Origin of the sequence: Reyranella soli (genome assembly GCF_007992495.1) — a bacterium.
Lineage (GTDB): Bacteria > Pseudomonadota > Alphaproteobacteria > Reyranellales > Reyranellaceae > Reyranella > Reyranella soli.
The window spans coordinates 64,724-77,996 of the sequence record NZ_BKAJ01000077.1; the positions used below are offsets into that span (position 1 = coordinate 64,724).

General features: G+C 59.9%; 17 protein-coding genes. 12 read left to right on the forward strand and 5 right to left on the reverse strand.

Annotated features, from left to right (window positions below; genetic code table 11):
• The first annotated feature begins 516 nt into the window (after positions 1–516).
• Positions 517–762: a hypothetical protein gene (locus tag RSO01_RS47455; RefSeq protein WP_170303271.1), complete on the forward strand. Its 246-nt coding sequence runs from the start codon at positions 517–519 to the stop codon at positions 760–762.
• 38 nt (positions 763–800) lie between these two features.
• On the opposite strand, the gene RSO01_RS22565 is transcribed toward RSO01_RS47455, so the two are convergent.
• Positions 801–1,004 carry a ribbon-helix-helix protein, CopG family gene (locus RSO01_RS22565; protein WP_147151711.1) on the reverse strand — a complete coding sequence of 68 codons (204 nt, stop codon included), beginning with the start codon at positions 1,002–1,004 and terminating at the stop codon, positions 801–803.
• 121 nt (positions 1,005–1,125) lie between these two features.
• Here RSO01_RS22565 and RSO01_RS22570 point away from each other — a divergent pair, with 121 nt between their 5' ends.
• From RSO01_RS22570 to RSO01_RS49945, 4 genes are all read left to right on the forward strand, one after another.
• Positions 1,126–1,398, forward strand: a complete 273-nt coding sequence (locus RSO01_RS22570; RefSeq protein ID WP_147151712.1) for a hypothetical protein — start codon at positions 1,126–1,128, stop codon at positions 1,396–1,398.
• Entirely contained in the window at positions 1,395–2,255 is an 861-nt protein-coding gene (locus RSO01_RS22575; RefSeq protein ID WP_147151713.1) for a hypothetical protein, read from the forward strand. The genes RSO01_RS22570 and RSO01_RS22575 overlap by 4 nt, the downstream gene beginning before the upstream one ends.
• Positions 2,256–2,257: 2 nt before the next feature.
• A complete protein-coding gene (locus RSO01_RS22580) occupies positions 2,258–2,554 on the forward strand; it encodes a hypothetical protein (protein WP_170303272.1) in 297 nt (98 codons plus the stop codon).
• Positions 2,555–2,716: 162 nt separating this feature from the next.
• Complete coding sequence (locus RSO01_RS49945) at positions 2,717–3,022, forward strand: HNH endonuclease signature motif containing protein (protein ID WP_147151715.1); 306 nt, start codon at positions 2,717–2,719, stop codon at positions 3,020–3,022.
• 253 nt (positions 3,023–3,275) lie between these two features.
• On the opposite strand, the gene RSO01_RS22590 is transcribed toward RSO01_RS49945, so the two are convergent.
• Positions 3,276–4,052, reverse strand: a complete 777-nt coding sequence (locus RSO01_RS22590; RefSeq protein ID WP_147151716.1) for a pentapeptide repeat-containing protein — start codon at positions 4,050–4,052, stop codon at positions 3,276–3,278.
• Positions 4,053–4,365: 313 nt separating this feature from the next.
• The gene (locus tag RSO01_RS48310; RefSeq protein ID WP_174825948.1) at positions 4,366–5,598 is read right to left on the reverse strand and encodes a peptidoglycan-binding domain-containing protein; all 1,233 of its coding nucleotides are present in this window, start codon (positions 5,596–5,598) and stop codon (positions 4,366–4,368) included.
• A gap of 547 nt (positions 5,599–6,145) precedes the next feature.
• Here RSO01_RS48310 and RSO01_RS22600 point away from each other — a divergent pair.
• The 6 genes from RSO01_RS22600 (at position 6,146) to RSO01_RS22620 (ending at position 10,483) form a co-directional block, all read left to right on the forward strand.
• Positions 6,146–6,376 (forward strand): hypothetical protein, encoded by a 231-nt coding sequence (locus RSO01_RS22600; RefSeq protein WP_170303274.1) that lies wholly within the window; start codon positions 6,146–6,148, stop codon positions 6,374–6,376.
• 65 nt (positions 6,377–6,441) lie between these two features.
• Complete coding sequence (locus RSO01_RS22605; RefSeq protein ID WP_170303275.1) at positions 6,442–6,870, forward strand: thermonuclease family protein; 429 nt, start codon at positions 6,442–6,444, stop codon at positions 6,868–6,870.
• A 555-nt stretch (positions 6,871–7,425) separates the two neighbouring features.
• A complete protein-coding gene (locus RSO01_RS22610; protein ID WP_147151719.1) occupies positions 7,426–7,878 on the forward strand; it encodes a hypothetical protein in 453 nt (150 codons plus the stop codon).
• Positions 7,875–8,720 (forward strand): nucleotide-binding protein, encoded by an 846-nt coding sequence (locus tag RSO01_RS22615; RefSeq protein WP_147151720.1) that lies wholly within the window; start codon positions 7,875–7,877, stop codon positions 8,718–8,720. Before RSO01_RS22610 ends, RSO01_RS22615 begins: the two co-directional genes overlap by 4 nt.
• 755 nt (positions 8,721–9,475) lie before the next feature.
• Positions 9,476–9,763, forward strand: coding sequence for a hypothetical protein (locus RSO01_RS47460; protein WP_170303276.1), 288 nt, complete (start codon positions 9,476–9,478; stop codon positions 9,761–9,763).
• A gap of 267 nt (positions 9,764–10,030) precedes the next feature.
• Entirely contained in the window at positions 10,031–10,483 is a 453-nt protein-coding gene (locus tag RSO01_RS22620) for an SgcJ/EcaC family oxidoreductase (RefSeq protein WP_147151721.1), read from the forward strand.
• A 634-nt stretch (positions 10,484–11,117) separates the two neighbouring features.
• Here the strand turns inward: RSO01_RS22620 and RSO01_RS22625 are convergent.
• The gene (locus RSO01_RS22625; RefSeq protein ID WP_147151722.1) at positions 11,118–11,783 is read right to left on the reverse strand and encodes an SOS response-associated peptidase; all 666 of its coding nucleotides are present in this window, start codon (positions 11,781–11,783) and stop codon (positions 11,118–11,120) included.
• A gap of 64 nt (positions 11,784–11,847) precedes the next feature.
• On the opposite strand from RSO01_RS22625, the gene RSO01_RS22630 reads away from it, so the two are divergent.
• Positions 11,848–12,087: a hypothetical protein gene (locus RSO01_RS22630; RefSeq protein WP_147151723.1), complete on the forward strand. Its 240-nt coding sequence runs from the start codon at positions 11,848–11,850 to the stop codon at positions 12,085–12,087.
• Between the two features lie 14 nt (positions 12,088–12,101).
• On the opposite strand, the gene ligD is transcribed toward RSO01_RS22630, so the two are convergent.
• On the reverse strand, positions 12,102–12,980 hold the full coding sequence (gene ligD / locus RSO01_RS22635; RefSeq protein WP_170303277.1) for a non-homologous end-joining DNA ligase: 879 nt from the start codon (positions 12,978–12,980) through the stop codon (positions 12,102–12,104).
• Positions 12,981–13,273: the final 293 nt, after the last annotated feature.

Here is a 13,273-nt window from a genome sequence, read left to right on the forward strand (position 1 = left end):
AGTTGCGACAACCATCTTGGAGCGCAGCGACCCGTGGTCCGACGACAGCCCATTCATCGAGATTGGGCGGTGCTCCTCCATATAGCAAACCCCTAAGTGTGAGCGCTGAGAGGCCAAGCCCTTTGCCTGCAACCCGCGCCGCGCGGGATCTGACAAGATAGGGGCGGCAAACTCCACCAGCTCGGTAGGCACGTTCACGCTATCGCGGTTGCTTTTGTGTGTTTGGCCGTGTTTTGCCGTGGCCGACATCTTCCCTTTGGGCTTTCCGCTCAAGTTCCTCTGCATACTGCTTCAATAGATCTTGGTCGGCAGGCTGGGAAAGGCTGGCGGCAAGGCGCCGGGCGCGCTCTGCCTCGGCTCGGCGTTTGTTCGCTTTAGGATGGCTCATGGCACTGCTCCATGTAAGGCCAAACGGGGTCTGGCACGCAGCGTTGCGAACAATTCACAAAAGCAACAATGGTCGCCTACCCCGCTTGAGCGCTTGCGGGTCTCCCGTCAGTCGAACATAGCGATGGGATGTCGCGTGATGAGATTTTAGCCCGACGCATCGTTCGCGACGTTTGGGCTTATACGGGCGGCCAAGCCGGTCGATGGGCCATGCTGCATTCAATCGCGCGCCGCCTTGTCCTTAGGGACCACGAGGAAGTTGACCGCGCCGTTAAGCTTGCCGAGGCACATGGATGGTTGGAGCTGAACGGCTTAAACAGCGTGCGGCTGACGGAGGCTGGCCGCAGCCTGTTCCGCACGAACGACAAACGGTAGCCTCGGGCTGCTGGCACCACTTTCAAACATGCCGCTACCTAAGCCCCCACCTTGGGCGGCTTCTTTAGGCCTGCCTCGATCAGCTGGCGCATTGCCTCCGAGCGGCCCACGCCTTTGGTTCCTGCCCATTGGTCTATCCGCTCGACCAGGGCCGGTGGCCACTTCGACGATATGAGCATCGTGGCGCCCACCGTAACGGGACGACCCTTCTTGGCTTTCTCGCTTACCAGTTTTTTTGCCATTGGTAATACTTATATCGTTGACGCAGGGTGACATAAGTAATACCTTAAAAACGAGCCGAGCGGAAGCGGCGAACTTCCACCCGGCTCTAACCGAAACCCCAGTGCATGGAGGCACCGGAGAATGGCTAAGCACGTATCTACCACAGGCCCGCGCGTGAAAGCGCAGGCAAAGACCGGCGCCTTCGAGGCGCTAGACGGCATCGAAAACGCCTTGATCGATCTGCAGTCGACCGCAGAGACATTCCGGGCTCTTGTCGATGCCACCATCGACACCGCCAGCACCGAAACCGACACGATGCTGCGGCACATGGAAAGCGACGTTGCCCAAGTGCGCGCGGCCTTCGATGCGGCGTTCAAGTCCATCCTGGGCGCCCCGAAAGGGGGTGTGGCATGAAGCGCCCCAACCGCAAGCCCTTGGCTAAGGGCAAGCCGGCGCGTTTGAACGTTACGGTCGTGCCGCCGAGACGGTACTTCGACGCCAACGGCGTTGAGTACGACTACCAGCACACTCTTCCAAAGAAAAAGGGCATGGTCTGCAAGGTGTCAACCGAGTCGCCGCTGCCGGAATGGGTGCCGGATCGGGAGCGCTGGAACCGCGAGGCCTACACGCACACGATCAGCGTCGTGGATCTCAGGCACTGGCTGCCGCATCTGAATATGGGCACCTACGCCCTTGTGGCCGATGAAGTCCGCTTCGGCGAACTGTACGTCTGGTGCGAGCGAGGCCGCGACGACGGTCCTATCCGGGCCGAATTTGGGCGGGCGCTGTCGATCGGCAGCACCAGTTGCCTCATGCTCACCACGAGCGGCCATCGCCGGATTATTACCCCGGCGCGCCATCCGTTCCGGTTCCGCGTCGTGGGGCATGCCTCAAGCCCGAAGGGCTACCCGCCTCCGCCGCGCTCGGAAACCCCTGTGGCGGTGGCACCGCGGATCTACAGCCAGAACGCAACCTCGTGGATGGAGTCCGTACTCGAGCGGGTGAGGGAACTCGGCAAGTCCATTAACGCCTTCCGATCCGCGCAAGCCTTCGTCCGCTTCGAGATCGAAAAGACGCCCGAGGAAGACGACCACGTTTACACCTATGCGAACGGCCACTCGGTGCTGACAGCGCTTGTCGACACTGCGGCACGTGACATGGTGGCTGTAGGCGCCAGCGTGCGCGCCTTCCTTGAGGCGTCGCCGGACCTAGAGGCCTGCATGAAGGCCGACGAAGCCGCGCTGGCGGCTGACGCCGGGCAGGGGGCATAGTCATGGCACACCCACAGAACCTCACGGGGGCCGAAATGGCGGCCCTCTGGCTGCAGTATCAGACGGCAGCAAACGCCTTTGAGGCGGCCATCCGCATCAAGGACAATGGCACGCCCGAGACGATGGCGGCTTTCGAGGAAGCCCAACAGGCCATCTTGCACGCCCATACCGTCGACCTGACCGGCATCGCCATCAAGTTGGCGGTACTGAGCGAGAGTGCCGACAGCACCGACCCGATCAGCGACATGGTGCACGATCTGGCTGCCGCCGGCATCGTCACGCCGCGCGTTGCGGTCTGACCATGGGACGCCGGACGAACCGCAAGCCCCGTGCGATCGGTACGGGGGCCTCGGCCCTAGTGGTGGGCATGCTACGGGCCAGCATCGCGCTACTACGCAAGCAGAGCCGGCGCCCACGGCAGATCAAGCCGCGCCCCAGGGCATCGGCACGGGCCTAGTGCCATGTCTCAGGAGTCACGCCGCGCGGTGCTGGTGGCCGCGATCGGGCAGCCATGTCCCTACTGTTGGGAGACCATGGGAGGCCCCGACCGATGGCCTACCCGCGACCACATCAAGCCTCGATTGAAGGGGTATCGGCTCACGGCCGACAATCAAGCCATAGTCTGTGCACCCTGTAACAAGGCCAAGGGCTCACTGTCGCTGCAACGCTTTGCCAACCGTCTCGCCCGTGCCGGAGACCCGCGGGCACTCTGCGTGGCGGCTTTGTGCAGATTCGTTCGTTTACGGTGCACTGCTAGATTGCGATAGTACCAAGGTCCGAACGTGAAGCACTCGGACAGCTTGAGTTCTCCATCTAAAACACCTTAGCCCCGCTCTTACCGGCGGGGCTTTTCTTGTGAGCGATCAGCGGTCCACGGTGGGTTTCATAAATCGCGCAATCCTGGCCGGTAAATTGGCGGTAGGGTCAGTTCCGTACAGGCACCCCAAGCGCCCCTGTAGCCCAGTCGTCCGGACAGGGTCTGTGCAAGCTCGGACGCGTCGATGGCCCCACAGGGCCATATCACAGCCGACCAGTGCGGACTCGATGAACTGTGCTGCTGATGGTCTCGACCAATTCCTGCAGCGCGCGCTCGTTGTTGTTCAGCGCCAAGTGAACGACTTGCGCCAACTCAATATCGTGAATGCGGACTTCAGGTTCGTCATAGCGGGCTGTGATAAGCAAGTTCTGCTGTTTCGTTCCTTCGCTGAGTTTAAGGCTCCAAGCGGATATGCCGTGAATCCAACAGTTGGATAAATCTGCATCAGTGAGATTTGTTTCGACTAAATTTGCTCTGCGAAGATCAGCCCCAGCAAGGATTGCGCCTGTAAGATCCGCCCGATACAGATGAACTCCGACAAGACTCGCTTTGCTGAGGTCGGCGGCGGTGAGGTTGGCCTCGCCGAGGCCCGCGCCATTGAGTGACGCTTTGCGGAGGTTCGCCCCAGATAGCTCGGCCCCGAACATGCCTGAGCTTACGAGGTCGGCGCCCGTGAGATTGGCCTCGTTGAGGTTCGCCCTCGTGAAATTGCAACCGCGGAGATAGGCGCCGCTTAAGTTGGCTCTACTGAGATTTGCTTTGCCAAAACTAGCGGTCTGAAGGAATGCATTTTTGAGGTTTGCTCCGCTGAGATCTGCCTCGCTGAGATCGGGATCCCAGGCAAGCCGAACTTCAGCCAAATCTGCGCCAGCAAGGTCAGGCTTTTGGCCGGAAGTCGGCTGTTTCCATTGCTCGTTTCGCCAGGTGTTCCAACTATCTGGCCCTTCGAGGAGCAGTTTCAGGTGTTCTGCGTTCGCCAAAACCTCGTAATCCCCGACCTAGTACGTCGCGAATGGTCGCAACGCCTCGTCTCTGCGTTTAGCAGTATGCGAGCAAATGTGGAAGCTGCGAAGGCCGGAAGACACGATTGCATCCTCCACATGCGGTAAACCGGCCTGCTTCGCCTTCAGGCCGGCTTCTCGCGGCGTTCGTTGGGCGACTGATGGGCACAGACAAAGCAGATCACCACGATCGACAGTTGGAACGTTGTGCCATTGGGCGCCCGCTCCCAAGACGGCATTTGCAGCATCTGATAGCGGCCCGCACTCTACGGTACGAACCGTCAGCGGTCAGTTAGACAACGCTATTCGCGAGCGCTTGATGGTACATCATCTTTCCAATGCGCTGGTGCATAATGTCTTTTGGATCTTTTTGGCCGAAGTCCTCCGTAACGAGCTGGAAGTGATCCTGGAGAAGATTGACCCATCCGGCAGGTGGTTTAGCAAGCGGGTGCTGGGTGAAGACCTTGGACGATACACCTCGCGGAACGGGGGTCAGCTCCTTGCGTTCGCCGACAAGAAATGGCCCGTCAAAATTGAATACCTCTTTGATGAGACCTGACGCCGTAAGTGCGCTTATGCACAGCTTCATCGGTGTGACTCCCGAGCTGAAGGAACTGACGCCCAGTTTCTCGATCACGGATGAGAAGGTGGGTCCAACGACGGTTCGCTTGATCTCGTTCATCACTACATTGAGGGTCAGCTCCGGTCTGTCCTTGAAAATGTTGTCATCGTTGAGTTCTTTGAACGCCGTCGATTTCATATACGTGATGAGCAATATCACTGGCTTCTTGGCGGAGGCTGCCTGACCTCCCATCATCGGGATGAAATTCCGCATCCGAGTCGCCCACCCGCCCGTGAATGCCTGATAGTCCTTGTCGTCGGCGAGGATGATGCGCCTGCCGCCGGGTCCGGGTTTGACGGTGGAGGGAGTGAAGTACATTTGAGCGCGACTGAAGTCGGTAGTCCCCTTGGGGACCGCGGCACCGACCCAGAATACTCGTCCGCCTTTCTTTACCTCGATTAGTAAGTCGTGAAAGGCGCCTGGGGGCTTAAACTCAGTGAATCGAAACTGCTTGTTTGGGCTGACTATGACGGGGGGACTAACGGCATTGGGTATCTTAAATGTCGGAGCGGCAACGGGCTGAGTGACCGCGAAGGATGCGGGTTCTTTTTTTAGAGTGGCTGTAATCGCGTCGGTGTCCGGCCCCGGATCAATTTTGCGCTCTTTTTCGAGCATTTCCGCGTCGAGCGCGGCAATCGTCATCTTGCCGACAACATTGTCGGCCCGTGTCTGATAGCTGCTGTTGATGATGTTCCGCTTCTGCTTGTAGGCGAGTACCGCGCTCGATGTGGCCGGACCATATTTTTCGTCCGGGTTGAGGCCAGCCCCATCCAGTTCATTCAACGCCTGCTGAATCTTGCCGACGTGCGCACCGGCTGCACCTTGGACAATGTGAGCGGAATCCGAAATGAGGGCCGCCTCGAGCTTAGCATCGCCGCGAAACAGTTTTGATTGAAGGGCCATGGGAGTCTACCTCGTGCCTTTCATAGTCGACTGTGCTCATTCGGGGGTAAGAAATTCAATTCCGTTTCCCGCACTTTGTCCCCTCGGCAGGGTGTCCGCTAGCCCCGTTTTTCTGCCCGTGGAATCGATTTAGGCTCCGTCTGGCAGCCGAGGACTCCCCCAGCCTCAAAAACGTCCAGTGAGTCAGAAAACCGACTCAGCGAACGGGGTGGTGAGCGGAATGACGATCAGGAACCTACTGACGCGAACTATTGGGTTAGGCTTGTTGCTCTTGGCAGGCTGCGAGGCCCCACGAAACATGCGCGACGACTTTCTAAGATTAACGGCGTCCCACCCAGGGGCGCTGAAAACTCAGCCCGCAAGATCCACCTCGACGCGACCACGCGCGACGCCCCCCGCATCTGCGCCCGATCTCGCGGCGGTCGTCCCTCCGCCGCCTTCGGATGAGCCGATGGTTTTCCCCGCCGCTACGGCAGCATCGGTCGAACCGCCAGCACGCTCCGCCGCTACGAGTGGTCCGGCGCTATCACTTGCCGGAAAAAGCGAGATGGAGCTGCGTGCCATGCTCGGCGCGCCGACCAGCGAGGAGGACCGCCCCCCTGGCAAACGGTGGCGTTACCAAGACGGCCAATGCACCTTGAATATCCAGCTCTACCCGGACGTTCGGACAAAACAGTTCGAGGTGCTTGCCTACGAGGTAAAGAGCAATGACAACACCGACGAAGGAAAGCGTGTCTGCACTGCCCAGCTCCAGTCCCGCGCCCAGGCTCCCCACTAGTTCCAATGTGGAAATGCACGACTATCTCTCACCGCTTAGGTAGCCTTGGCATCGCTCTCGCGTTCGTGGGTGCTTGGGCGAATTCGCTGTCCGCGCAAACGATCACCGATGGCGACACGATCAAGCAGGGCGGCGTCACCTATCGCCTGTGGGGCATCGATGCGCCAGAGCTCGCCCAGACGTGTCCGGATGGTTGGCCGGCCGGCCGGACGGCCGCGACCAGGCTGCAGGCATTGACTGCAGGCCGCTCGATCGTCTGCCAGGAGAAGGACCGGGACCGCTATGGCCGTACAGTCGCCATATGCCGGGCGTCAGGCGAGGATCTAGGCGCTATCTTAGTCCGCGAAGGGATGGCTTGGGCGTTCACCCGGTTCAGTGTCGACTATGTCGATCAGCAGGAAGAGGCCCGCATCGCCAACCGTGGCGTACACGAGCACGATTGTCAGCCAGCGTGGGAGTGGCGAGTGCAGCAGCGCGCGAAGAGTGGACAGTGAGCGCCTGACACCTATCGGCGGATTAACGAGAGGACCGAAGCCGATACGCTGGGGTAACCGCAAGTTGCATATGTTGCTGCGTTCAATCCTAGACTAGTGCTAGAATAGAAAAGGCCCCGGTTGCAGCCGGGGCCGGAAACAATTTGCGAATGCCTTCGCGCGTGACCCTATTTACGCGCAAGGGAGGTGTTTGTCCATGAAGGCGACTAAGGACGCGGGATGTCTTCTCACGCGGTATCGCTTACGGTTTTGCTCACCGTTGGCGGCCTGTTGTTTAGCCTCTTTGGGAAGTTCGCGTTAGACATGAGACGCGACCAGAGATTTCGCGAATCTTGGGCGTGGGCAACATGGTCACTGATCCCGGGCTTGGCTTCCGCTGTTTATCTCCTGACCCAACCTGGGGTCGACATGCATACTAGAAACGTCGTTTTAGGCGGTCTGGGCGCAGCCGTGGGCGCGTGCTTTGCAATATGGCTCGGCTATGTTCTTGCTGCCGGCGTCGCCGCACAAACACCAAAACCGGCAGACACACCCAAGCTGGCAGAAGGAGGGGGAATGTCTGACAAGCCAGCCGTGCCGCCCGGGGCGAAGGGCAATTTCAATCTGGGTCCCGGCACCACCTACCAGTACTACTACGACTACGGACCGCAGAAATTGACGTTCACGCCGGAGGTGGCGAAAGACATCCTAGCCAACATTTCCAAGGGCAAGATCACCGTGGAAGGTGTCGGATCGGATGCCGACTTTAGCGTAGCCATGCAAATAGCGGAGTTTCTGAAGCAGAACGGCTATGAGGTGATTCTGAACCGCATCGGCATGAGGGTGCCTCCGCCGTCTCATAAGCTGAACTGGGATTCACAGCAGCGCGTAAACTGTCGCGCCGAGTGCGCACTAGCCCTGTTCTTCTCCTTCTTGGCGGCCTTCTTTAGCTGCGGCGGAGTTTCGAGCGTATGCCCACCTGCATCGGCTCGCCCAGTTATTGATCGACTTTGGGGGGACACTCGATGAAACCAAAGATGTTTATCGGGTCATCTGTCGAACACGTTTCACTCGCAAACGACATCCAAGAGAGTCTCGAGCATGATCTAGAATGCACAGTCTGGTCTCAGGGTGTATTTGACTTGTCGAAGTCAGCGTTGGAATCACTCTTGGCCGCTCTGAAACAGAATGACTTTGGTTTGTTCGTGTTTGCCCCCGATGATATTACAAAAATTAGGAACAAGAACTATCGAACTGTCAGAGACAACGTCATCTTTGAGCTTGGTCTGTTTGTTGGTCGTCTTGGACCCGATCGATGCTTTCTCATCGTGCCAAAGGGCATCGACGAATTTCACCTGCCCACCGACTTGCTAGGTGTCACTCCTTCTACATTTGATCCGAAGCGACGCGACAAAAACATGCTTGCTGCCCTTGGGCCCGCTATCAACAAGGTGCGAAGAGCGGTTAGCAAAAAGGGGGTTCTGAAGGCGCTAGCTACCACTCCAACTCCAGTAAAGCGAAAACTGTCAGTTCAGCAGAAGCAGCGACTCATTCCGGAGATCAAGGAATTTGAGCAGTCGGCCAAGTCGGTCTTGATAATTTACCCGCCGGACAAAGCCGCAGCCCAAATACTGGCCTTTCAGCTACGCAACTTCTTCCAAGACAACACCAAAGTCGTGCCGACCCTGAGCTACACAATTCCGGAGCGCGGGCAGAAGGGTCTTATCGTTGCGGTGACCCATATGGTTAGCCCGCCAAAAGAAGCGACCCTCTTACTTGCTGCTCTGACAAAAGCGGGTCTTCAGGCAAAGCTTGGAAAGATGCCGCGAGATTTGCACCGTTCGCCATTCGCATTGCTCGTGGCTTCATAGCTTCCCGTCGTTAGCCCAATTAGAAAGCGCATCGTTACATTTAGAAGCGCATGCACTGCAGGCGCCCGCATGCCGCACCATATGCTGTCAGTGCAGGCCGATGATTCATATTTGGCCGCTCCCTAACTCAAGCGCATGCGCGCCTTTCCATTCCAGACCTTCGACGACATCGCCAAGCTCAGCCTCGAGGTCCACATCTACTGCCCCGGTCGACATGGATCGGCGCACAAAGGAAGAGGGGCTAGGTAGGGCAACCTTTTGACCATGGTGGTCGCTGGCCATTTACCACCATCTCAGAAGCCGGCGAAGTCCGTACCGAGCGAGGTAGGCGATCGACGCTACCGTTGCGGCGCCCACGATGAGGTAGGCGAGAAGGCACCAAAGCATCGAACTCGTCCCCGTCTAACGAAAAGCGACCAATGCCGTCACGGTGCTGTAGGTTGCCGATTTCGGAGGAACTGTCGACGTTGATGGGTGCCCTATTGAGAGGCCTGAGGCAGTAGGTGCGGCACCGCTCTGATGACCTGGCGCGCCGGCTTGTCCTCCCGCTGCCCCTGGCAGGAGACAGGCGCAGCAGATTGTCTTCGGTCCAGGTGAGATAAAGGGTTAGTCCTCACGGGGTGTTTTTCTCGCAAGGTAGGTCTGTCTGTATGGATCGCCCATCGTGACGCTAGGCGGAGGGGCCACCATGGCGGCGCTGGTGTAGCGGGCAACCTACAAACAAGCGGCGACGTAGCAAGACCATGAGGCGACACATGACAGATCCGGCGACCGTAATACGCTCGATCCTAAAAGAGGCCGATGAACTGATCTGCCGGCGGCTAAGGGAATCCCGCCTTAATGTGTCACACATTCTGGCTGTCGTGACGCCGGATAGGAGAGTGGTCTTGCATACTAATGCAAGTCCTGATGTGCTTCGGTGGTTTGGTGAGGATCTGAAGAGCATCGCGCAAGACATCACCGCACCGACGACTCCTGGCACGATTGCACCGAAGCTCGGCGATACAACCGCGCCGAAGTCTGGCGGTCCGACCAGACACTGATTTTCGGCCGCACCAGCTCGGCGCCTTGATGAGATCGAGCATCCGCAGCGACACCCCGCCGCCGTCGATCGGCTGACCGGAAAGCGGCCAAGGCGGAAAGTTGCCCACTCGAGCGGTGAACTACCCGGACGCAAGATCGACCCGCGCCGCTAGAGATGCAATCGCATCGCCGGCGTGTGCTTTTGTCGTCGCGTCACTTAGTCTATCGTCCCAAGGCGTTGCGTCCGCTTGGTGTTGGCAGTAGTTACCGCCATAGGGAGCAGGCAGATGAGAAAACTCCAACTCCTTCTTGTTGTGATGCTCGCCGTCTTGACGGCTGCGCCCGTAATTGCCGGTCCTCTCGAGGATGCAAATGCTGTAGTCGATCGTTGGGCGACGACCTTCAGCACCAACGATCCGGACGAGTTGACGAAGATCTATTGGCCCGACGCCAGTCTGCTTGGAACGACGAGTCCGGTCATGTCCGAAGGGACCGAGGGCATCCTTAAGTATTTTTCGCCCTTGAAGGGCAGTGGCTTCAAATGCGTGATCGGCGAAAGGCGCACGGTCGCGCTGGGCGACGGTGTGCTCCTGGTTGCAGGCTTTTACGAATTCAGCCGTCTGCAGGACGGCAAGCCAGTGGTGACTCCCGCCCGTTTCACCATGTTGATCGTCAGGCGGGACGGTGTATGGCGAATCGCTCATCACCATTCGTCTCCGCATGTTCAACCTAAGAATTGAGCTATCCTAGAGCGCAACAAACAGGCCTGCTAGCACTGCAGCGCGCCCGCACGCCGCACCGGCAGGAACGAGGTTCGCGATCACCGCCAGCAACCGCTGCCGAAATCGTGATGCGATGCCGTCACTGCAGGCTGCAGACTCCGGCGTCCGAGTCGGCGTTAATCCGCCACCATGCAGGCGTTCCCCTTCCGCACGTTCGACGACATCGCCAAGCTCAGGCTCGAGGTCCACATCTACTGCCCCAACTGCCATCGGCAGACGGGCCCCATCGATCTCGGGGACGATCGGCTACGCGGCCGTGCCTTTGCCGGTACGCGATTCGTGTGCTCCGTCGATCGCACGTATGGCAGCGCCCAGCCGCCGCGCGTCTGCGGCAGCCTCGGCCACCTCGTCATCAAGCCGCCAGCGCGCGACTACATTCCGCCCAGTCGATCTGTTCCCTGGTGCGAGATTGAGTGCCCGCGCTGCGTGCCCCATTGGGAAGTCAGCCAGGCCGCGAAGCACCTGCCGCCTTGGAACAGGATCTGGACGCGTCCAGGTATCCGGCTGGCATGCCCAGCCTGCCGAGCGCCCTTGACCACGGTCTGGCACGGTGGCGATGAAGTCCCTTTCAGCGAAGGCTACGGGCGCGGGACTACGCCGCCTTCTTCTCCAAAGTTGGGTCTATGACGATGGCATCGTCTGGCGCTGGCCGTTGCAGTTCGAGCGCTTCCTCCGCCGTCCCTTCGAGCCACCGCTCGACGTCGGCTGGCGTCATCAACATGACCGGCATGGCCTTGTTGTGGATGGGCTCAACGACACCATTGGGGGATGTCGTCAGGAACGAATAGAGCTTGTGGCGGCGGACGTTGGGCGCCTTTTTGGTGCCGCGGTCGCCTTCCCACTCACGCCAGATCCCGGCGAAGAAGAAGGGCGCACCGTCAGTCCGCCGGAACCACCGAAACACGACTGGCTTGCTGGTGTTGCGGTCGGGTTCGGCAAAGGCAGTCGCCGGCACGATGCAGCGCTGCGCCTTGTTGGCGATCGAAGGTCGCCAATAAGCGCTCGCTGTGTTGCGGACGTTGGTGACAGGCGCCTTGCTGCCCATGCCAGGCGGCGGCGGGAACCCCCACCGCATGGTCTCGATGACGCGCTGGCCGTCGCGCACCACAACGACGGGCGCCTCGTAGTTGGGATAAAGTTCCAGCGCATCATTACGCGCGCCGATCGCCTTCTCCCATTCCTCGCCGATCAGGGCGTGGTGCTGCATCAGGTTTCGGACTTCCCAGGCCGAAAGCTTGAGGGTGTAGAGATTGCACATGCCTCCAGCTTGGCAGGCCAGACGGTGCCTTGCTAGCTGGTCGTCGCCGTCACAGGATCGCGCGATGAAAGCCCTTGTCGATATCCTTGAGAACGCGCTCAGTGAGGCCGACGAGATCCTTCGGCGGCGATTGAACGAAGGCGGCGTGGAGATGCCGCACTTGGTGATCGGAGTGACGCCGAATGGTGAGGTCGTGCTGCGCAGCAACGTCAGTCCTGATGTCCTGCGGGCGTTCGCTCAGGATCTTATTCGGATCGCCGACGAGGTAGAAGCGCCGGCGGGGCCGGACGATGCGACTCATTGAGCCGGCGATTGCGGCTACGACGTGCGGGGCGGATGCGGCACTGGCCGCGCGACTTGGCGAGCGGTTTTGTCCTCACGCTGGCCCTGGTACGAGACCTGCCGCAGCAGATTGTCCTCAGTCCACGTCAGATACGTCACCTCGACGACAAGTTCAGGCTTCACCCAGTGCACCTTGGACAGTTTCAGTGGCGAGCCGAACCGGCTATCGCGAGGCGGAGGCTCGGCAAGCGGCATCTTCGCCACCTTCAGCGGCGCCAGTACTCCAGCCAGCCGCTTCAGCTCCTTCTCTGTCATACCGGTGCCAACGCGGCCGGCGTAGTGCAGGCGGCCGTCCTCGGTGTGGTAGCCCAGGAGCAGCGCGCCAATGTGCGAGCGGCTGCCCTCGGGATCGGTCCAGCCGACCACCACGAACTCCTCGCGGTTGAGGCATTTCGACTTCACCCAGATCCCACGGTCACCAGGGGCGTAAGGACGATCGGCGCGTTTCGAGATGGCGCCCTCGAGCCCGAGCTTGCAGGCCTGGGCGCGGAAGGCCGGTCCGTCGCCTGCGACATGGTCAGTGTAGAGAAGCCCGTCGATCTTCTTGCGGAACAGGCGCTTCAGGTTCGCCTTCCGGTCGACCAGCGGCAGCGGAGAGACGTCCTCGCCGTCCACGAACAGCAGATCGAAGGCGAAGAAGACGAGCTGGTCAGTCTTGCCCTCGTCCATGGCGGCCTGCAGACGGCTGAAGACGGGGACGCCGTCGGCGTTGAGAGCGCATAGCTCGCCATCGAGATAGGCGGATTTGACCGGGAGCCGCTGCAGCGCCTCGACCGTGCGACGGTAGCGGTGCGACCAGTCGAGCCCGGTCCGGGTCAGCAGCACGGCCTTCCCGCCGTCGATCCGGGCGTGCATGCGTAGCCGTCGTATTTGATCTCGTGGACCCATTCCTTTCCCGTCGGCGCCTCGTCTACCAGGCGCGTGAGCTGCGGCTTGATCCACTTCGGCGGCGGAGTTGTCGATCCCACAAAGGTACTGAAGCATAACTGCATCGGATCTTCATCAATGCCTGCGCCCCGCGCCTTATGCTAAGTGGCGCGTCCCTTGGAGCAGGAGGTATCCCCCAGATGCCCCTGCAACAAATCCCAAGGGGGCCGGTGGACGCCTGCATTTACTCCGGGGTGTCTACCGGTCTCCCGGCTTGCTCT

Excerpts from the sequence above, each read along its gene's own strand:
- RSO01_RS47455 (WP_170303271.1), top strand. The coding sequence starts at position 517 with ATGTCGCGTGATGAGATTTTAGCCCGACGCATCGTTCGCGACGTTTGG.
- RSO01_RS22565 (WP_147151711.1), bottom strand. The coding sequence starts at position 1,004 with ATGGCAAAAAAACTGGTAAGCGAGAAAGCCAAGAAGGGTCGTCCCGTT.
- RSO01_RS22570 (WP_147151712.1), top strand. The coding sequence starts at position 1,126 with ATGGCTAAGCACGTATCTACCACAGGCCCGCGCGTGAAAGCGCAGGCA.
- RSO01_RS22575 (WP_147151713.1), top strand. The coding sequence starts at position 1,395 with ATGAAGCGCCCCAACCGCAAGCCCTTGGCTAAGGGCAAGCCGGCGCGT.
- RSO01_RS22580 (WP_170303272.1), top strand. The coding sequence starts at position 2,258 with ATGGCACACCCACAGAACCTCACGGGGGCCGAAATGGCGGCCCTCTGG.
- RSO01_RS49945 (WP_147151715.1), top strand. The coding sequence starts at position 2,717 with ATGTCTCAGGAGTCACGCCGCGCGGTGCTGGTGGCCGCGATCGGGCAG.
- RSO01_RS48310 (WP_174825948.1), bottom strand. The coding sequence starts at position 5,598 with ATGGCCCTTCAATCAAAACTGTTTCGCGGCGATGCTAAGCTCGAGGCG.
- RSO01_RS22600 (WP_170303274.1), top strand. The coding sequence starts at position 6,146 with ATGGAGCTGCGTGCCATGCTCGGCGCGCCGACCAGCGAGGAGGACCGC.
- RSO01_RS22610 (WP_147151719.1), top strand. The coding sequence starts at position 7,426 with ATGTCTGACAAGCCAGCCGTGCCGCCCGGGGCGAAGGGCAATTTCAAT.
- RSO01_RS22615 (WP_147151720.1), top strand. The coding sequence starts at position 7,875 with ATGAAACCAAAGATGTTTATCGGGTCATCTGTCGAACACGTTTCACTC.
- RSO01_RS47460 (WP_170303276.1), top strand. The coding sequence starts at position 9,476 with ATGACAGATCCGGCGACCGTAATACGCTCGATCCTAAAAGAGGCCGAT.
- RSO01_RS22620 (WP_147151721.1), top strand. The coding sequence starts at position 10,031 with ATGAGAAAACTCCAACTCCTTCTTGTTGTGATGCTCGCCGTCTTGACG.
- RSO01_RS22625 (WP_147151722.1), bottom strand. The coding sequence starts at position 11,783 with ATGTGCAATCTCTACACCCTCAAGCTTTCGGCCTGGGAAGTCCGAAAC.
- RSO01_RS22630 (WP_147151723.1), top strand. The coding sequence starts at position 11,848 with ATGAAAGCCCTTGTCGATATCCTTGAGAACGCGCTCAGTGAGGCCGAC.
- ligD (WP_170303277.1), bottom strand. The coding sequence starts at position 12,980 with ATGCACGCCCGGATCGACGGCGGGAAGGCCGTGCTGCTGACCCGGACC.